17 protein-coding genes and 1 pseudogene are annotated in these 17,824 nt (G+C 68.9%); 12 read left to right on the top strand and 6 right to left on the bottom strand.

Features of this window, described 5'->3' with window-relative positions; all coding sequences use genetic code 11:
• The first annotated feature begins 21 nt into the window (after nt 1–21).
• Entirely contained in the window at nt 22–654 is a 633-nt protein-coding gene (gene dhaL, locus ACTHNC_RS18800) for a dihydroxyacetone kinase subunit DhaL (protein WP_440296157.1), read from the top strand.
• A complete protein-coding gene (gene dhaM / locus ACTHNC_RS18795) occupies nt 651–1,346 on the top strand; it encodes a dihydroxyacetone kinase phosphoryl donor subunit DhaM (protein WP_440296156.1) in 696 nt (231 codons plus the stop codon). The genes dhaL and dhaM overlap by 4 nt, the downstream gene beginning before the upstream one ends.
• A 29-nt stretch (nt 1,347–1,375) precedes the next feature.
• On the opposite strand, the gene ACTHNC_RS18790 is transcribed toward dhaM, so the two are convergent.
• Nucleotides 1,376–1,891 (bottom strand): 2'-5' RNA ligase family protein, encoded by a 516-nt coding sequence (locus tag ACTHNC_RS18790; protein WP_440296155.1) that lies wholly within the window; start codon nt 1,889–1,891, stop codon nt 1,376–1,378.
• 146 nt (nt 1,892–2,037) lie between these two features.
• Here ACTHNC_RS18790 and ACTHNC_RS18785 point away from each other — a divergent pair, with 146 nt between their 5' ends.
• The gene (locus ACTHNC_RS18785; RefSeq protein WP_440296154.1) at nt 2,038–2,610 is read left to right on the top strand and encodes a carboxymuconolactone decarboxylase family protein; all 573 of its coding nucleotides are present in this window, start codon (nt 2,038–2,040) and stop codon (nt 2,608–2,610) included.
• Nucleotides 2,611–2,617: 7 nt separating this feature from the next.
• Here ACTHNC_RS18785 and ACTHNC_RS18780 read toward each other — a convergent pair whose 3' ends face one another.
• The gene (locus ACTHNC_RS18780) at nt 2,618–3,808 is read right to left on the bottom strand and encodes a hypothetical protein (protein WP_440296153.1); all 1,191 of its coding nucleotides are present in this window, start codon (nt 3,806–3,808) and stop codon (nt 2,618–2,620) included.
• A 253-nt stretch (nt 3,809–4,061) separates the two neighbouring features.
• Between ACTHNC_RS18780 and ACTHNC_RS18775 the strand changes: the two genes are divergently transcribed.
• The 5 genes and pseudogenes from ACTHNC_RS18775 to ACTHNC_RS18755 all read left to right on the top strand — a co-directional run bounded on the left by ACTHNC_RS18775 (nt 4,062) and on the right by ACTHNC_RS18755 (nt 7,514).
• A complete protein-coding gene (locus tag ACTHNC_RS18775) occupies nt 4,062–4,682 on the top strand; it encodes a M15 family metallopeptidase (RefSeq protein WP_440296152.1) in 621 nt (206 codons plus the stop codon).
• Nucleotides 4,679–5,887 (top strand): alanine racemase, encoded by a 1,209-nt coding sequence (gene alr / locus ACTHNC_RS18770; RefSeq protein ID WP_440296151.1) that lies wholly within the window; start codon nt 4,679–4,681, stop codon nt 5,885–5,887. Before ACTHNC_RS18775 ends, alr begins: the two co-directional genes overlap by 4 nt.
• A pseudogene (locus ACTHNC_RS18765) lies at nt 5,884–6,153 on the top strand (hypothetical protein); the annotation flags it as partial. The gene alr and the pseudogene ACTHNC_RS18765, both read left to right, overlap by 4 nt.
• A 133-nt stretch (nt 6,154–6,286) precedes the next feature.
• Nucleotides 6,287–6,871, top strand: a complete 585-nt coding sequence (locus ACTHNC_RS18760; RefSeq protein ID WP_440296150.1) for a D-alanine--D-alanine ligase family protein — start codon at nt 6,287–6,289, stop codon at nt 6,869–6,871.
• Between the two features lie 88 nt (nt 6,872–6,959).
• Nucleotides 6,960–7,514 carry an HdeD family acid-resistance protein gene (locus tag ACTHNC_RS18755; RefSeq protein WP_440296149.1) on the top strand — a complete coding sequence of 185 codons (555 nt, stop codon included), beginning with the start codon at nt 6,960–6,962 and terminating at the stop codon, nt 7,512–7,514.
• Nucleotides 7,515–7,572: 58 nt separating this feature from the next.
• On the opposite strand, the gene ACTHNC_RS18750 is transcribed toward ACTHNC_RS18755, so the two are convergent.
• Nucleotides 7,573–9,615 (bottom strand): prolyl oligopeptidase family serine peptidase, encoded by a 2,043-nt coding sequence (locus ACTHNC_RS18750; RefSeq protein ID WP_440296148.1) that lies wholly within the window; start codon nt 9,613–9,615, stop codon nt 7,573–7,575.
• Between the two features lie 4 nt (nt 9,616–9,619).
• Complete coding sequence (locus ACTHNC_RS18745) at nt 9,620–10,387, bottom strand: SDR family oxidoreductase (RefSeq protein ID WP_440296147.1); 768 nt, start codon at nt 10,385–10,387, stop codon at nt 9,620–9,622.
• Nucleotides 10,388–10,565: 178 nt separating this feature from the next.
• On the opposite strand from ACTHNC_RS18745, the gene ACTHNC_RS18740 reads away from it, so the two are divergent.
• The 4 genes from ACTHNC_RS18740 (at nt 10,566) to ACTHNC_RS18725 (ending at nt 13,643) form a co-directional block, all read left to right on the top strand.
• Nucleotides 10,566–11,045: an NfeD family protein gene (locus ACTHNC_RS18740; RefSeq protein ID WP_440296146.1), complete on the top strand. Its 480-nt coding sequence runs from the start codon at nt 10,566–10,568 to the stop codon at nt 11,043–11,045.
• Entirely contained in the window at nt 11,042–12,307 is a 1,266-nt protein-coding gene (locus ACTHNC_RS18735; protein ID WP_440296145.1) for an SPFH domain-containing protein, read from the top strand. The genes ACTHNC_RS18740 and ACTHNC_RS18735 overlap by 4 nt, the downstream gene beginning before the upstream one ends.
• 51 nt (nt 12,308–12,358) lie before the next feature.
• On the top strand, nt 12,359–13,153 hold the full coding sequence (locus ACTHNC_RS18730) for a glycerophosphodiester phosphodiesterase family protein (RefSeq protein ID WP_440296144.1): 795 nt from the start codon (nt 12,359–12,361) through the stop codon (nt 13,151–13,153).
• 124 nt (nt 13,154–13,277) lie between these two features.
• A complete protein-coding gene (locus ACTHNC_RS18725) occupies nt 13,278–13,643 on the top strand; it encodes an RNA polymerase-binding protein RbpA (protein ID WP_440296143.1) in 366 nt (121 codons plus the stop codon).
• A gap of 80 nt (nt 13,644–13,723) precedes the next feature.
• On the opposite strand, the gene lnt is transcribed toward ACTHNC_RS18725, so the two are convergent.
• Together lnt and ACTHNC_RS18715 are read right to left on the bottom strand one after the other, a co-directional pair.
• Nucleotides 13,724–15,307 carry an apolipoprotein N-acyltransferase gene (gene lnt / locus ACTHNC_RS18720; RefSeq protein ID WP_440296174.1) on the bottom strand — a complete coding sequence of 528 codons (1,584 nt, stop codon included), beginning with the start codon at nt 15,305–15,307 and terminating at the stop codon, nt 13,724–13,726.
• Nucleotides 15,308–15,383: 76 nt separating this feature from the next.
• Nucleotides 15,384–17,810 carry a DEAD/DEAH box helicase gene (locus ACTHNC_RS18715; protein WP_440296142.1) on the bottom strand — a complete coding sequence of 809 codons (2,427 nt, stop codon included), beginning with the start codon at nt 17,808–17,810 and terminating at the stop codon, nt 15,384–15,386.
• Between the last annotated feature and the right edge of the window lie 14 nt (nt 17,811–17,824).

The following is a 17,824-nucleotide window of genomic DNA, read 5'->3' as shown; positions in this document are numbered from 1 at the left end:
GACGGAACGGGTGAGGACGACATGATTCTTGACACGGCATGGGCGAGGAAGTGGCTGGTGGGCGCAGCCGACGTGATCGGTGAGCGAGCGAGTGAGCTCAACGAGCTGGACCGGGCCATCGGCGACGGCGACCACGGCGAGAACATGAACCGCGGGTTCGTCGCCGTGCGCGCTTCGCTCGACGACCTCGCCGGCGACGCGGCTCCGTCGGACGTGCTGCGTACCGCGGCGATGAAACTCATCTCGTCCGTCGGGGGAGCGGCGGGGCCGTTGTACGGGACAGCGTTCCTCCGCGCGTCCGACGCGGTCTCCGGGCGCAGCGAGCTCGGCGCGTCTGACGTCGTGGACCTCCTCGAGGCGGCGCTCGGCGGCATCGAGGAGCGGGGGCATGCGGTCCCTGGGGACAAGACGATGGTGGATGCCTGGGCACGCGCCGCACGGTCGGCACGTGACGCGGCGGCTTCGGGAGCGGACGCCGCCGCCGTGCTGGCGGCAGCCGCAGACGGCGCGAACGAGGGGGCGGAATCCACGGACGAGCTGCTCCCGCACAAGGGGAGAGCGAGCTACCTGGGGGAGCGGGCGATCGGCCACCGGGACCCGGGCGCGGCATCGAGCGCGATCATCCTGAGGGCCGCCGCGGAAGCCGCGTCATGAACGCCGTTTCCGCCCGGCCTCTGGTCGGGATGGTCATCGTCTCGCACAGCGACCTCATCGCGCGGGGCGTTGTCGACCTCGCTGCCGAGATGGGGCCGGATGTGACCGTGATCGCCGCAGGGGGCACGGCGGACGGGCGACTCGGGACGGATGTCGAGCGCGTGATGACGGCGATTCGTGACGCCGATGGCGGCGCCGGTGTCGTGGTGCTGTCCGACCTGGGCTCCGCCGTGCTGAGCGCGGAGGCGGCGATCGACCTGCTCGGACCGGACTGGTCGGATCGCGCCGTCGTGGCGCAGGGGCCGCTCGTCGAGGGCGCCGTGGCCGCCGCGGTGTCGTCACAGACGGGGGAGGGGTTGCAGGATGTCGCACGGGCGGCCGCTGCATCCATGCCTCCGACGGGTGCTGTTCCGGCGATTCGGGGATATGTTCGCACGGCAACGCTGATCAATCCGGACGGTCTGCACGCGCGCCCGGCGGCGGAGTTCGTCAAGCTCGCTGCGAGCCTGGGGCAGAGGGTGACGGTGAACGGCAAAGACGCCCGCAGCCTGCTGAGCATCCTCTCGCTCGGGCTGACCCAGGGTGCGACGGTGGAGATCGCGGCGGAGGACGCGACGGGAAAGGATGCCGTCGACCGACTGACTGCGCTCGTCGAATCGGGTTTCTCCACAGGGAGCACGACCGGCGGATAGCGACGGCAGCTCGGTGGCGCTCGCGGCGGTCAGCGCGCTAGCGGCACGAGGACCACGACCCTACGGAGACCGGACCGGCCGTCCGGACGGCGGTCGACGAGCGCGACCCTGTCGATCATGACCGGTTCGCCAGGCGCGATGGCGCGGTCGCGTTGCACGCTGACGTGCGGCCGGTAGTCGTCGCGCACCTGGCGGTCCGGGTGCTCCTGAGCGACCGGCTCGATCGCATCCAGGAGCGCGGTGTGCAACAGGCGCAGTGCATCGTCCCGGTCGAGCGTGATGACGGGCACGTCGCGGTGTCGCCCGAAGAGTTCGCGTCGGGCGGCGCGGACGTTCAAGGCTCGAAAGCCCAGGCACACCGACTCCATGAGCCCAGCTACTTTCTCTATCGGTGCCGGCGTCGTGAACGGCGGGACGAGCGTGACGTGCAGCGGCCAGGAGTCTGTGCGGAACTCGGATCCGGTTCGCACTGTCTCGAGCGGGGCGACGATCACGAACGCGCCAGGGGAGCGGGATGCGGTCTCTGCCGGTGCGTCAGCGTTCATCCGGATCCCGTCGGTTCTCGAGCTGGAAGACATCCGGGACTCTACGCGTTCCTGCTCGCTGGGAGAGAGGGGCCGCCCGACGGAGCACTGTGGCGGCGGGACGAGTGCGGTGGGAGCATGAAGGCGCCTGCAGCGAAGGAGGCATCATGTCCATCATCGAGACCACGGACCCAGCAGAGGCGAGCGGAACGGTCGCCGAGATCTACTCGAAGGATCTGAACGACCTCGGCTACGTCGCCGAGTACACCCGGGTGATGAGCGTGAACCCCGAGGCGTACCTGGCCTGGGAACAGCTCATGAAGGCGATCGTCGCGCAACTCGGCATGCGGCGATACGAACTCGTCACGCTCGCCGCCGCGAAGGGCGTGCGATCCTCGCACTGCCGTCTCGCACACGGCCGCAAGACTCTGAAGGTGATGGACGAGGCCGAACTCGAGCCGATCGCCGGCGACTACCACGAGGCCGGTCTCAGCGAGGCGGAGGTGGCGATGATGGAGTACGCGGAACGGATCAGCGGAGACTCGGCATCGATGACGGATGCCGATACTGAGCGCCTGCGTCAACTCGGGTTCACCGATCGGGAGATCGTCGACATCACGCTCGCCGCTGCGGCGCGCAACTACTTCAGCCGCGCCATCCAGGCGCTCGGAGTGGAAGTGCAGGTACCGCCAGGGCTCAGCGTGCCGTTGCAGCGCGCGCTCCTGTCGTTCGAGCGCTGATCGACGGTCACCTGGAACCCTTGCTCGCTCGCCGCCGTGCTGCGCGATTGGGCCGGTACGTCGTGAAGATCCAATCGGGTGTCAGATGCTCGAACACGGTGTGATAGACGGGCGCAAGCGAGTTGCGCGGAACGAGCCGACGGGTCGCGATGATCGTCTCGTGGGCCGCGCCCGAGAGACCCAGCGCCCACTGCACCCACGCAAACGCACACATGACCCACGCTCGTTCGGGAAGCGGCGCATGTGCGGCCGCACGCCCGAGGAGGACAGCACCGGCGCGCAGCCGCTCGAGCGACGGCGTCTCTCGGGACTGCCCCGTCAGGAGGCGGCCCAGTCGCTCGTCGCTCGGCCTGTCGGCGTCGCGCTCATGCCGTTCCATCAGCAGGTCGTTCGGCTCGCACCCCGCCTTCGCCGCGGCCGCTCGCAACGCGAGCGTGCCGCGCCACGACTGCGCGCCGATTGTCCGGCCGAACGCGATCTGCAGCACCGTCCGGTCGACGGCACCCTCGGAGTCGATCTGGTCGATGAGTCGCGCCAGGGTCAGAGCGGATGCGTCGCCCGGTTTCTCGTCGAGAGCCGTCTCGAGTAGGTCGACCGGATCGTGCGGAGCGACCGGCCGCAGCCGTCCGAAGGAGTCGCGCTCCGAACGGTCGAGGTGCCGGTCGAGCAGGGCGGCGGTGACGCGCTGAGCGAGTTCCGGGTCGGTCTCCGGAATCGTGTACGCCGGGTTCGGGCCATCGTCGTACGGCAGTTGTTTGGTCTGCTCCTGAATCTCCGACAGCGGCCGTGGCGCGTCGAGGCTGCCTTCGAACTGCGGCATCCAGCCGTCGCCGGCGACGATGGCGGCATCCTTGATGTGGTAACCGGACTGGTGCAGCCACTCGAGGACGACTCCCAAGGCTTCGTGCCATACCGGACCGACCTCGTGGAACGGCTCATCCCGGAAGACCGCGACCGAGACGCTGTCGCAGTCGCCGAGCCTCGAGAGCGTTCCGAGCGCGAGCGAAGCGAGGGACCGCGCGCCGGCGGGGGAGGGCGCCGACTCTGTGCCGATGCGCAGCGCACGTGACGTGTGCTTTCCGACGAACGGCGCGATGACGAGGCTGTTGCGGACCGGCACACCGGCGAGAACGGGCAGAAACGCGATCAGTTCCGCCGTGGACGAGAGCTTGACGATGGGAGTCGTGCTGGTTGACATGCCACTCATGGTGTTCGCTGACGGCCCGGGCCGGACCGCTGGAGCGGGATCTGGGGATAACACGTGCCTGGGGATAACTCGGCCGCTACGGCGCCCGCGCACGAACGAGCCTGGGAGAGGGGCCATCATCCGTGAACTGACATAATGTGCATTATCGGTCATATACCGAGTCGGGCAGACGGTGCTGAACGTATCGCGACCGTATGCGAATTCGAAGACGTCGCTGCAACATCCGTTCGCCTGGACTTGACGCATGCTGCACAGTCATCCAGTCACGCGACGTTCCACACGCCGACTTCGCGCGCTGGTGTTCGTCCTGGGCGTCGTGGCCGTCCTGGTCGCCGTCGTCCTCGTGCCGATCCGATTCGCCGTGGCGAACTCGTCGTCCGCGGCGCCGTCGACTGAAGTCGTCGCCGAACGGTCGTCTTCCTGGAGCCCAGGGATAGGCGACGGATACATCGCGGACGGCGAGTCCATCTCGCTCTGGTCCGACGTGCCGGCGATCACCCGCCTGGATCCCGCGTTGCTCGCGGCCGCGCGGAAAGCTGCTTCGGACGCTGCTCGGGACGGCGTCGACATCCGGGTGACCAACGGATGGCGCAGCGCGGCATACCAGCAACGGCTGCTCGACGACGCCGTCCTCCAGTACGGCAGTCTGCAGCAGGCGCTTCGCTGGGTGAGCACGCCGCAGGCGTCGCACCACGTGACCGGCCACGCCATCGACATCGGACCGACGGATGCCGACGACTGGCTGCACCGGCACGGTGCGGACTACGGGCTCTGTCAGACGTACTCCAACGAAATCTGGCACTTCGAGCTCCGGGAGACACATGACGGCGAATGTCCTCCCATGCTGTCGGACGCCGCGTCGTGAGTGCGACGACCGAGACGGGCACGACCCTCACGGCGCCGCGCGGCACCTGCACGGAAGCGGAGCTGATCGTGCACCCGGACGCCGTTGCCGCGAACGTTCGGCAGTTCCGCGACGTTGTGAAGGGCAAGCTGTTCGCCGTGCTCAAGGCGGACGCCTTCGGCCATGGCGACATCGCCGAGGCGGTCCTTCGCGCCGGAGCCGACGGCATCGGCGTCGCGACCATCGGCGAGGCTCTGACGCTGCGCAGGAACGGTGTCACCGCTCCCCTGCTGAGCTGGCTCAATCCGGTCTCGAGCGACTTCGACGAGGCCGTTCGCTGGGGAATCGAGCTGGCCGTTCCCGGTGTCGAGCATCTCTCGCGCCTCATGACCGCGACCGAGCGAACGGGTGTTCCGGCTCGCCTGCATCTGCACGTCGACGTCGGCATGCAGCGCGACGGATGTTCCCCGGCGGACTGGCGCCGCCTGTGCACGCTCGCGCTCTGCGCCGAGCAAGCGGGCCTGCTCTCCGTGGTCGGCGTGATGGGTCACCTCTCCTGCGCGGCGCACCCGGACGACCCGCAGAACGCGCGGGAGATCGCCGCGTTCCGGCGTGCGGCGGATCTCGCGTTCGAGGTGGGACTCCGACCCGCCGACCTGCACCTTGCCGCGACAGCGGCCGTGCTCGCGCTACCCGATGCGGCGTTCTCGATGTGCCGAATCGGCGCCGGCCTGTTCGGGATCGATCCCATCGCCTCGGGCTCGTTGTGTGACACGATCACGCTGCGCGCGCCCGTCGTCTCGGTTCGTCGAGCGGCGGCCGGCAGCACCATCGGGTACGACCGGACCGGCTCGCTGCCGCACGGCACCACGCTCGCGCTCATTCCCGTCGGATACGGGGACGGACTGCCGAGGTGTGCGGGCGAACGAGCATCCGTGAGCATCAACGGCGTGCGCTGCCGGATCGTCGGCGGCATCTCGATGGACCAGTTCGTGGTGGATGCCGGTGGGGCCGACGTCCGCCCGGGCGCCGAGGCCGTGCTCATCGGCGACTCGCGCAGAGGTGAACCGAGTGTCGCGGAGTGGGCCGAGTGGGCAGGGACGATCCCGCACGAGATCCTCACGCACCTCGGAGTGCGGAGCGCGCGTGTCACGCGCCGCACCGAGTCCCGTCGACCTGGAGCCGAGGACCCGCAGGAAGAAGAGAAGGGAACAGATCGAGCATGACGGAACGAGAAGCGCGGCCGAATCTGCGCGTCGCCGTTGTCGGCGGCGGCACGGGACCGGAGTACGACGTGAGCCTGGCATCAGCGGATGCCGTCGGCTCGGCACTCGAGCGCCGCAGGCACCGCGTCGACCGCCTGACCCTCCATCCGGACGGCAGTTGGGCGGCATCCGGCGGCGACGCGGTCCCCCGTGTCGGCGATCTGGCTGCCGCGGTTCGGCTCATGCGGCAGGCCGACATCGTGTTCCCGGTCATTCACGGGAGCCCCGGCGAGGACGGCGCGATGGCCGGGCTGCTCGAGGTGCACGGCATCCCTTACGTGGGCTCGAGAGTCGCGGCGCACGCCGTCGGATACGACAAGGCCATGGCGAAGGCAGCCGCCGTTCACGGGTCCCCTGGTCGTGAAGCCCGTCACCGCGGGATCCAGCTACGGCCTCGGCGTTGCCACGTCGCCGGGCGAACTGCAGGAGGCGATCGCCGCAGCGCTGCGCTTCGACGACCGGGTGTTGATAGAGCCGTTCGTGCGCGGGCGCGAGATCGACGTCGCGATCATCGAGACCTCCAGCGGAGAACTGTTCTGCGGAGCGCCGCTGGAGATCGGACGGAGGGACGGCGCGGTGTTCGACACCGAGACGAAGTACGACGGGACCGCCGACTTCACCGTGCCGTGCCGCCTCGAGCCCGAGCTTCAGGAACGGATGCTCGCGTCCGCTCGCCACCTGTTCCGCACCTTCGGCTGCCGCGATCTGGCCCGCATCGACTTCTTCGTCACGGCGGACGGCGCCATCGTCTTCAACGAGATCAACACCATGCCGGGACTCGGCGCCTGGTCGCAGTTCCCGAGGATGTTCGCCGCGGCCGGCGTCGACTACGACGAGTTGATCGACGGGCTGACGCGCACCGCGCTCGTCCGCACTGATACGGCCCGAAGGGACGGCCGGTCCCCCGGCAAGCAGGAGGTCGCGAGCGCGACACGATTCGGGTGATATGCGAGGAATGAACCGCGGTTCGGCGACACCCGAGGCTAGGCTCACGACAAAAGCTCACAGCTTTCTCACAGGAAGGGTAGCCTCCATGTCCGCTGAAAGTCCCGCCGCGAAAACCGCGGTGAACGGCATCCGCACGGCGTTCGGAGTCGGCGGCCTCGTCGCGCTCATCGTCGGCATCATCATCCTGGTCTGGCCCGGTCACGCCGCCGTCGCCCTGACCGCCGTGATCGCGGCGTACGCGATCGTCGGCGGACTCGTCTACGCCGGACTCGGCATCTTCTCCAAGTCGATGGGCGGTTGGGCGCGAGTCGGCCACATCATCCTCGGCATCCTGTTCATCATCGCCGGCATCATCGCGTTCACGGAGCTCGCTCAAACGGCGGTGTGGCTCGCGGTCTTCATCGGCATCCTGGTCGGCATCATGTGGATCGTCGAGGGCGTCGTCGCGCTCACCGCTCTGGGTACCTCCACCTCGCGAGGGTGGTCGCTGTTCTTCGCGATCCTGAGCATCATCGCCGGCATCATCCTGCTGTTCTCCCCGCTCTGGGGAGCGATCGTGCTGTGGTGGCTGCTGGGCATCTCGCTCGTGGTGCTGGGCATCATCCAGATGATTCGCGCGTTCACGTTCAAGGCCGCGTGACGAAGTCCGCACGCGAGAAGGCGCCGGTCCTCGAGGGGCGGCGGCTTCTCGCGTTGCACTATTCCGTGGCGGTAACGGAGTTGCGTCCGCTGGGCAGGTGACGGGCCCACCAGTCGAGGATGATCCCGAACCGCTGCACCCGGTGCCGTGGCCTGCCCGAGCGGCTGAGCTCGTGGTCCTCCCCCGGAAAGATGACGAGCTCCGTCTCCACCCCGCTGCGCTTCAGCGAAGCGAAGTAGCGCTCCGCCTGACTGAGCGGGCAGCGCAGGTCGTTCTCGGAGTGCATCACGAGCGTCGGCGTTCGCACCGCGCCGACGTGCGCCTGAGGGCTCTGCGCGGCGACCAGCTCGGGATCGGCGCCGTTGTACTCCTCGCCGAAGAACGACCCGATGTCGCTCGTGCCGAAGAAGAACTGCGGGTCGAGGTAACCCCGCTCGACGATCGCCGCCGCAAACCTATGGTCGTGAGCGATCGTCCACGCCGTGAGGTAGCCGCCGTACGAGCCGCCGAGGATCCCCACCCGATCGCCGTCGAGCTCCGGATGCGCCGCCACGGCGGCATCCAGGAAGTCGAGAACGTCGTTCAGGTCGACGGTGCCCATGCGGCCCTTGATCGCGCGCCCGTGCTCCTGCCCGTAACCCGCAGAGCCCCTCGGGTTGCAGTAGACGACGGCGTAACCGGCGTCGGCATAGACCTGCGACTCGTCGAACAGATGGACCGAGTACTGCGCGTACGGGCCGCCGTGGATGTTGAGCAGCACAGGGTGCGGCCCCTCTCCCTCCGGCAGCACCACCCAGCCGTGCACGGGGTAGCCGTCACGGCCGGTCGTCTCGAACTCGATCGGTGTTCGGATGCCGGATGCCCGCACCTCGGAGGAGAAGTCGGTGAGGACACGGACGGCGTCGTTCTCCGTGGGCTCGTCGCCGAGTCGCGCGACGTCGACGACGGCGAGGTCTCCGAACGTCGAGTCGGACTGGAACGTGAACGCCACAGTCTGCCCGGCCGATGCCGCGCCCGTCACCTCGCGGTCGCGCACGAGCGTGGTGACCGCGCCGTCCCGCCCGACCGCCAACAGCGTGACCCTGCCGCGTTCCGTGTTCCGCACCAGTGCTCCGTGCGGCGACAGGACCACGTCGCTCCCGGTCAGGTCGACGGTCTCGTCGTCGGTGAGTCGGCGGGGCCGCTCCCCTACCGACTCCACGAGGTACAAACCGGAGTTGCGGGCGACGAAGTCGCGCCCGGACTCCCCCATGTCCTGCGCCACGAAGTACACCGCGCCGTCCTCGGCGACGACGACAGCACCGGCGCTCTCGCCCATGGACAGATTCGCCTCGGGTCCCACCACGGAGCGCGGCTCGCCGTCGTCCACGGGAACCAGCGTGAGGATCGAACGCAGATCGTCGTCCGCGCCCGGATGTCCATCGGAGACGACGGCGACGTGCCGGCCGTTCGCCGTGAACGCGATGGCGCCATGCTCGGCGTCGTCGCTCGTCAGCGCGCGCGGCTCGGCCACCCAAGCGCGCGATTCCACGGGGCCTTCGGAGGACGCGACGGGCTGCACGACGGGCTCGGCGGAGAGGTCGGGCACCGGGACGATGAAGACCTGCGTGCGCCTGTCGCGCATCCAGCCGACGCCGTTCGCCGAGTAGCGGTAGGTGGTGATGCGGCGCGGCGGCTCGGCGCCGGGTTCGACGCCCTCGACGGTGCCGTAGCGGCCGTGCTCCGGCTCCCTCGAGACGAACGCGAACGTCGAACCGTCCGGCGACCACGCGAACTCCGAGACCCCCAGCTTGCGATCGGTGACCCTGATCGGCTCGCCGCCGGTCGTGGCCATGACGTAGAGCTGCGCCGGCTTCCCGGGTTCTGCCCGGAGGAACGCGATGGCCGAGCCGTCCGGTGAGAACTGCGGTGCAGCGTCGCGGAACCCGCGCGTGATGCGCCGCGGAGAGGTGCTTCCCTTCACATCCACCGACCAGAGCTGCCCAACGTAGGTGTCGGCATCGAGATCGGGATGCGCCGTGGCCACGACGGCCGTTCCGCCGTCCGGGCTCAGCGTGGGGCTCGAGACGGAGACGAGGCGGACGATGTCGTCTGCTTTCACGCGATCAGGCCTCCGTCCCGAAATCACTGACGTCGCCGATGAGCCGCGTGTGGTCGTCCGGAACCGGCTCGACGGCCGCCATCGCCACCTCCGCCGCGAACTCGCTGACGTTGTACAGACGTCCAGCCGCCTCCTTGCGCTGCTGGATGGCGCCGGGGTTGGCCCGCTCGAGCAGCGTCGCCGTGATGGTGCCCTCGATCATGTCGCCGGAGACGACGACGAAGCCGATGCCGCGGGCACCCAGCTCGGGGATGAGTTCGCGCAGGGCGTCTTCGCCCGCCCGCTTGCTGAGGGCGACCGGCTCGTACTCCGGCATGGTGGGCGTGCTGCGGATGAAGTGCGCCTGGTGGCTGGTGACGAACACCACGCGGGATCCCTCGCCGAGCAGCGGCAGTGCCGCGTTCAGCACGTTCACCTGGGCGTCGCGGTTGAGTTTGAGCGCATAGTCCGCCTCCATGCCGGACTCCATACCGCCCGACGCGTTGAGCACGAGGATGTCGAGGCCGCCGAGCTCGCGTTGCACGGTCTCGAACATGGCGGTGACGGAGGCCGGGTCGGTGAGATCGGCTCCGACCACCACGGCCGTGCCGCCGGACGCCTGGATCTTCTCGGCGAGCTTGCGCGCCCGCGCCTCCTTGTTGCGGTAGTTGATGACGACGCTCGCACCCGCCTCGGCGAAGTATCCGACGGTGTCTGCGCCGATGCCGCGGGAGGAACCGGTCACGAGGGCCCGCTTTCCGGACAATGACGACGGGGCGAGAGGGTTGCTCACGATGACGTTCTCCTTGTGCTGCCAGTGCTGCTGTACGGCCCTCACGAGGGCACCAGGACAGTATCTCAGTGGCTCGGAGCGGCCGCGCCGCGACGTCCGGCGAGCCCGACCGCGCCTTTGCGGGGCGTCGGCCCCATGCTGGTAGCGTCTGATCGAGCGCGAAGGGAGCGTGTGCGACATGGACGTCGTTTCGTCTTACGCGTGGATCGCCTGGCTCGTGCTGATCCTCGTGTTCGTCATCATCGAGATGCTCTCGCTCGACTTCGTCTTCCTGATGCTCGCTATCGGCTCTCTCGGCGGCCTGATCAGCGGGCTGTTCGGGTTCCCGTGGTGGGCCCAGCTGATCGTCGCCGCGGTGCTCTCGATCCTCCTTCTCTTCCTGCTCCGGCCGCCCTTGTTGCGTGCTCTCCGCCGTGGGGGCGACCCGGCGCGCAGCAACGTCGCCGCGCTGCTCGGCCAGGAGGGCCGCGTGGTGCGGTCGTTCGGCAGCGACGGCAAGGGGCTGGTGCGGCTCGCCAACGGCGAGGTCTGGACGTCGCGGCTCGCCGGCGAGGCGTCCGCCGCAACGCGACACGTCGAACCGGGCGAGGTCGTCCTCGTCACCGCTATCGAAGGGGCGACGGCCGTCGTCGTTCCCGCCGGGGGAACCGCCTCATGAACTCAGTAGAAGGGCTCGTCGTGCAGATCATCATCGGGATCATCGTTCTGATCATCCTGATCTTCGTGCTCGTCACGCTGTTCAGGGCCATCCGCATCGTGCCGCAGGCGAGGGCCGGCGTGGTCGAGCGGCTGGGACGCTACCACAAGACGCTGGCCCCGGGTCTCAACCTGCTGGTGCCGTTCATCGACCGGTTGCGACCCCTCATCGACATGCGCGAGCAGGTCGTCAGCTTCCCACCGCAGCCGGTGATCACCGAGGACAACCTCGTCGTGTCCATCGACACCGTCGTCTACTTCCAGGTGACGGATGCCCGTGCCGCCACCTACGAGATCGCCAACTACCTCAACGCGGTAGAGCAGCTCACCACGACCACCCTTCGTAACGTCGTCGGCGGTCTGAACCTCGAAGAGACGCTGACCAGCCGCGACAACATCAACAACCAGCTGCGCACCGTGCTCGACGAGTCGACGGGCAAGTGGGGCATCCGGGTCAGCCGTGTCGAGCTCAAGGCGATCGATCCGCCTGCGTCGATCCAGGACTCGATGGAGAAGCAGATGCGCGCCGAGCGCGACCGTCGAGCGCTCATCCTCACCGCTGAGGGCACCAAGCAGTCCGCGATCCTCACTGCTGAGGGCACGAAGCAGGCGGCGATCCTGAACGCCGAGGGCTCTGCGCGGGCTGCAGTGCTGAACGCCGAGGGTCAGGCGAAGGCGATCAACACCGTCTTCACCGCCATCCACGAGGGCCGTCCCGACAACCTCCTGCTCGCCTACCAGTACTTGCAGACGCTGCCCAAGATCGCCGAGGGCGCCTCGAACAAGCTGTGGTTCATCCCCAGCGAATTCACCGAGGCGCTGCGCGGAATCAGCGACGGTTTCGCCACGCGCGGGTCGGGCAACCCGCTCAGTTCCCTCTTCCCGCCGTCGTCCTCGTCCGCCGATGCGGGCGGGCCGGCTTCCGGCGCGCGCTCGGCTGAGAAGGATTCCGCCGGTGCCGACACTGCGACCTCGGACTCGACGGATGCGGCCCTGACCGACGAGTCGACGGCAGCCGCCGTCGCCGCTGCGGAAGAAGAGGTGGCGAAGGCCGAAGACGCTGCGGTGACCGCTGTGTCGTCCGCAGCGCAGGTGCCGCCATCACCGGCCGATGTGGAGACCGCCGACGACTCCCGCTTGCTCGACGGTGCCCTGTCCGACGGCGGCGACCAGCCGGACGGTGCCGATTCCGGTCCGGCACCCGGCGGAACCCCTTCGAAGTAGGAACCGAGCGCGGCGGCGGGGCGCACCCGAGTTGAGAGGTGGCCAGGACGGATGCCTGACCCGGCACGCTACTTCGACGGCACTCCCCCTCGCGTGATCGCGCACCGAGGGCTGGCGCTGCACGTCCCCGAGAACACGCTCGACGCGTTCCAGGCGGCGCTCGAGAATGGCGCGGACATCCTGGAGACCGACGTGCACGCCAGCACCGACGGCGTCGCCGTGATCTGCCACGACGACGACCTCTCGCGCATCGCCGGAGTGCGGCTGTCGGTCGAGCAGTTGCCATGGGAACGTCTTCGCGAGCTGACGCTGGTGGGCGGTGGCACGCTCACCACGCTGGAGACAGCGCTCGCCTGCTTTCCGAACGCCCGGTTCAACATCGACATCAAGACGGATGCCGCGCTCACACCCACGATCCGGGTCATCCGCAAAGCCAGAGCCGAGCCGCGCGTGCTCGTCACGTCGTTCCAGCAGCGCCGCCGGCGGCGAGCAGTGCGCGCGCTTCCCGGTGCGGCCACCTCCGCGTCCACGCCCGGCGTCGTGCTGTGCCTGATCGGGGTGTGGCTGCGCCTCGCGCCGCTGGTACGGCTCGCGCTGCGGGCCGTCGACGCCGTACAGGTGCCGCGTCGGCGCGGAGCGGTCCGAGTGGTCTCCCCTGCGTTCGTGCGCGCCGTGCACAGAGCGGGGAAGGAAGTGCACGTGTGGACCATCGACGACCCGGACGAGATGCGCGAGCTGCTCGCCATCGGCGTCGACGGCATCGTGACCGACCGATGCGACCTGTTGCGCGACATAGTGCATGCGGGCACTGCGCACAACCCGCGTCGACCTCCGGGCGCGAGCTAGGAGTTCGTGAGACCCTGAACGAAGAAAATCCCTGAAAGGAGCCTGAATCTTCGGATGTGCCGGGCAGAGAATGCCCAGCTTGACGGTTTATAAGTGTGGAGGCATCGCGAGAGGAGACCACACAATGGCAGATCGCAGCTTGCGCGGCATGAGACTCGGTGCTCAGAGCCTGCAGAGCGAAGAGGGCGTGACGTTCTCTGCCCGCACCACGTACAACTACAAGTGCTCGAACTGCGACCGTGAGACGGAGGTCGTGTTCGCCGCCGACGCCGAGGCTCCCGAGACCTGGGAGTGCAAGTACTGCGGCCACGAGGCGACCCTGCTCGTGAACGACGCGCCCGTCGACGTGGACCGTTCCGACGTGAAGGCGCCGCGCAGCCACTGGGACATGCTGCTCGAGCGCCGCACGCGTGCCGAGTTGGAGGAGCTCCTGGAGGAGCGTCTCGCCTACCTGCGCGCACGGCGTGGAGAGCACAAGATCGGCGCCTGAGACGCCGCAATGGCCGGGTAGGACCCGGTCAGATGGTGACGCAGCCTGCTCCGGCAGGCTGCGTTTTCGTGTGTGGTGGCTCAGCCGGCAGACCGTCGGCGACGTGCGCCCGGCATGGTGACACCGGCCACCACCAGGCCACCGAGTCCTAGCCCGCACACGAGGACTTCGAACGCGCGGCTGAGGAGAGTCGCAGGTGTCGTGGTGGTGCCGAGCGGAACATCCGCCAGCATCGCACCCGGCTTGTAGGCGGGGATCTGGGCGATCGTCCGGCCGCTGGGATCGATGATCTGGCTCGTGCCGACCGTGGAGATGTTCACCAGGCTCCTGCCGGTCTCCACCGCTCGCAGCCGCGCGATCGCGAGCTGCTGCATGTTCTCCTTGGTGCGGCCGAAGTCCGCATTGTTGGTCTGCGCCAGGATGACCTGCGCTCCGCCGTCCATCATGTCGGTCGTGAGCTGATCGTCGACGATGTCGAAGCAGATCGAGATTCCCGCCTTCACCCCGTTCACGTCGAACACGTTGCTGCGCGTTCCCGGCGTGTACTGACGGCCGATCAGACTCAGCAGGCTCGGCGCGAACGGCATCCAGAACGATCGGTCCGGCACGTACTCGCCGAACGGCACGGGGTGCTTCTTGTCGTAGATGTCGACGGCGCCCTTGCCGGCCTTCCAGAGCAGCGACGAGTTGTAGTACTTGCCGTGCCGGTACGTGATCGTGCCGACGATCATCGGGGCGTGCAGCTGCGTGCTCAGGTTGTCCAGCACCGCGGCGGACGACCAGTCCCTGGTCGGATCGATGTCGGCGCTGCCCTCCGGCCACACGACCATGTCGACGCGTTTGCCGATCAGCGGTCGGGTCGCCGCGATCTGCGCATTCATCACGTCGCCGGGCTGCGCGCGATCGAAGTACCCGGCGGGGCCGTTGCCCTGCACCGCACCGATCCTCGTGCTGCCGGAAGTCGTGGCTGGCCAGAGCGGAACGGCCAGCACGAGCGCGATGGCCGCGACCGCGACACCGGCGCGCACGCCGGGACGCGCGGCCGAGGCATCCGCCGTGCTCGCGGGCACCCGGGGGAACGGTTGCCTGTGGAACCGCGCGCACTCGATGCCCACGGCGACGATCCATACGATGAGGAAGGAGACGCCGGAGAGGCCGAACCACGCGACGAGGTGTGCGAACGGGCTCTCGGACTGCGATAGCGCCGCACGTCCCCAGGCGAAGCCGCCGTACGGCCAGTTGCCGGACAGCCACTCCCTGCCGGTCCAGAGACCCGCCACGACGACCGGGAGGAGCCCCAGTCGACCGAGCGCGGACGGGAAGGCCCGCGGAAGCCAGCGGTACGCCAGCGTGACCGCGAAGGCGCCCAGCGCGAACAGCAGAGACTCGAAGACCGACAGCGCGATCCACGGCACGGGCCCCAGGTAGAGCGCCGTCCACGACACCTGGGTGAGATAGAACGTCAGCCCGGAAAGGAATCCGATCAGAACCGCACCGCCGATGGAGCGCCCGATGAGGGCGACGAGCATGAGGGCCAGGCCGACGAACGCGAGCGGCCACACATCGATGGCGGGGAACGCGCCGTCGTATACCACTCCCCCGCCTGCACCGAGGATGACCGCCAGCCACAGCGGAACCAGCGGACGGGCGGGCGGAGTCACGATGCGAGCATAGGGGAACGGGCCATGGTGCTCGCCGAGTGCCCCGGTCGTCGCCTCAGCAGTCGCCTCAGCCGACGCGTCACCCGACGCCGGAGTAGGCCACGATGCCCCGCCGCACCGCGACGAGCGCATCCCTGGCCACCGGGGCCAGAGGGCCGGTGGCGACGCCGGAGAGCTGGTCGAGCAGGTCGATCACCTGCTTCGCCCAGCGCACGAAGTCGCCGGCGGGCAGGTCGGCCTCGGCGAGCACGGCGGCCAGCGGGCGGCCGGATGCCCACTGGTGCATCGCGACGCACAGCGCCGTCGCCAGCGGCTCGCTGCCAGGCAGCCGGTGCTCCCGCTCGAGGTCGTCGAGACGTGCCCACAGCTCCTCGGTCTTCTGCAGCGCTTCGCGGAACGCGCCGCGCGGAAGGAACCGCTCAGCGGGGTTCGGCTCGTCGCGCCGCGGCTCGAACACGAGCGCGCAGATCATCGCCGCGAGCCCCGGCGCGTCCAGTTGCGCCCACACGCCCAGTCGCAGGCACTCCGCGACCAGCAGGTCCCGTTCGCCATAGATCCTGGCCAGCACGCGGCCGGGCCGCGTCGGCGCGAGCGAGCCGTCGCGGTCGGCGAGATAGCCCAGCTCCACGAGCACCTCGGTCACGCGATCGAAGACCGTGGCGACGGCACCGGTGCGGGTGCGGATCTGACGGGTGAGGGCATCCGTCTCCCGCTTGAGGCGCCACCACCGCTCGGCCCAGCGGGCGTGCTGCTCCCGCTCCGCGCAACCGTGGCACGGATGCTTCTTCATCCGCCGTCGCAGATCGGCCAGCTCCCTGCTGCGCGCCTCCCTGGCCGCGGCGCTCTGGGAGCCGGCCCTGGCACCCTTGCGCTCCAGGTCGCTGAGTTCACGGCGAAGCGCCGCGTACTCCGCGAAGTCGCCGAGGTGGCACTGCATGGCCCGCTCGTAGCCGGCGAGCGACTCCTCCTGCTTTCGTACGGTGCGGGCGAGGTCGACGACGGCACGGTCGGCCTGGAACTGCGCGAACGACGACTCCAGGATCTCGCGGGTGCGGTCGCGGCCGAACTGCGCGATGAGGTTGACCGCCATGTTGTAGGTGGGGCGGAAGCTCGAGTTCAGCGGGTAGCTGCGGCGTGATGCCAGCGCGGCCACCGCTTGCGGGTCGAGCCCGTCGCGCCACTGGATGACGCAGTGGCCCTCGACGTCGATGCCGCGCCGGCCGGCCCTGCCGGTCAGCTGCGTGTACTCCCCCGGCGTGATCGGCACCCTGGCCTCGCCGTTGAACTTCTCCAGGCGCTCCAGCACGACGGTGCGTGCCGGCATGTTGATGCCGAGTGCGAGGGTCTCAGTAGCGAACACCACCTTGACGAGTTTGCGCTGGAAGAGCTCCTCGACGACCTCCTTGAACGCGGGAAGCAGCCCGGCGTGGTGCGCGGCGACCCCGCGCTGCAGCCCCTCCAGCCACTCCCAGTAGCCCAGGACGGCGAGGTCTTCGTCAGCGATCGTGCGGCAGCGCTCCTCGGCCACCCGCCGGATCTGCTCGCGCTCGTGCGCCTCGGTGAGACGGATGCCCGAGCGCAGCACCTGCGACACCGCCTGATCGCAGCCGGCCCTGCTGAACACGAACACGATGGCCGGCAGCAGGTTGCGGTCGTCGAGCAGCCGTACGACCTCCGGCCGGTCGAGCCGGTCCATGTCGGGTCTGCCGCGCCCCCGTCGCCTTCCCCGGTCGCTGAACTGGCGGGATCCGGACGGGCGTCCGCCGAGCCGAGCCATCTGCACCAGTTCCGGATTCACCCGGTTCGCCGCTCCCCTGGCCGCCGACTCGAAGAGGTCGACCAGACGCTGCCGCACGAGCACGTGCTGCTCGAGCGGAACCGGTCGGCTCTCCGACACGATCACGTCGGTGTCGCCGCGAACCGCCTGCAGCCAGTCGCCGAACTCCTCTGCGTTCGACACCGTCGCCGACAATGAGACCAGGCGGACCTCGGCGGGCAGATGGATGATGACCTCTTCCCACACCGCACCCCTGAACCGGTCGGCGAGGTAGTGCACCTCGTCCATCACGACGTAGGCGAGGTCGGTCAGCAGATCGGATTCCGCATACAGCATGTTCCGCAGCACTTCGGTGGTCATCACGACCACGCGAGCACCGGCGTTCACGTTCGTGTCGCCGGTGAGCAGACCGACGGCATCCGTTCCGTACTCGTCGGCGAACTCCTGGTACTTCTGGTTCGAGAGCGCCTTCATCGGCGTCGTGTAGAAGACCTTCGCGGTGGGATGCCGCATAGCCAGCGCCACCGCAAACGCCGCCACGATGGTCTTGCCTGCGCCCGTCGGTGCGGCGACCAGAACGCTGTGGCCGTCCTCGAGGCTGGCGCACGCCTCTCGTTGGAACGGGTCGAGGTCGAAACGCTGCTGCTGCCGGAAGTCCTCCAGCCGCGGATGCCCGACACGGCTCCGCGACGCCGCGAAACGATCGGCGGGCGAGAGCTGCTCGGTCACTCGATCAGCCTAGA

This window comes from Humibacter sp., assembly GCF_051954055.1.
Lineage (GTDB): Bacteria > Actinomycetota > Actinomycetes > Actinomycetales > Microbacteriaceae > Humibacter.
Note: the sequence above shows the minus strand (reverse complement) of the source record. Positions and strands in the feature narration are given on the sequence as shown.

Coding starts and splice junctions, on each gene's coding strand:
- dhaL (WP_440296157.1), top strand. CDS start 22: ATGATTCTTGACACGGCATGGGCGAGGAAGTGGCTGGTGGGCGCAGCC.
- dhaM (WP_440296156.1), top strand. CDS start 651: ATGAACGCCGTTTCCGCCCGGCCTCTGGTCGGGATGGTCATCGTCTCG.
- ACTHNC_RS18790 (WP_440296155.1), bottom strand. CDS start 1,891: ATGAACGCTGACGCACCGGCAGAGACCGCATCCCGCTCCCCTGGCGCG.
- ACTHNC_RS18785 (WP_440296154.1), top strand. CDS start 2,038: ATGTCCATCATCGAGACCACGGACCCAGCAGAGGCGAGCGGAACGGTC.
- ACTHNC_RS18780 (WP_440296153.1), bottom strand. CDS start 3,808: ATGTCAACCAGCACGACTCCCATCGTCAAGCTCTCGTCCACGGCGGAA.
- ACTHNC_RS18775 (WP_440296152.1), top strand. CDS start 4,062: ATGCTGCACAGTCATCCAGTCACGCGACGTTCCACACGCCGACTTCGC.
- ACTHNC_RS18755 (WP_440296149.1), top strand. CDS start 6,960: ATGTCCGCTGAAAGTCCCGCCGCGAAAACCGCGGTGAACGGCATCCGC.
- ACTHNC_RS18740 (WP_440296146.1), top strand. CDS start 10,566: ATGGACGTCGTTTCGTCTTACGCGTGGATCGCCTGGCTCGTGCTGATC.
- ACTHNC_RS18735 (WP_440296145.1), top strand. CDS start 11,042: ATGAACTCAGTAGAAGGGCTCGTCGTGCAGATCATCATCGGGATCATC.
- ACTHNC_RS18730 (WP_440296144.1), top strand. CDS start 12,359: ATGCCTGACCCGGCACGCTACTTCGACGGCACTCCCCCTCGCGTGATC.
- ACTHNC_RS18725 (WP_440296143.1), top strand. CDS start 13,278: ATGGCAGATCGCAGCTTGCGCGGCATGAGACTCGGTGCTCAGAGCCTG.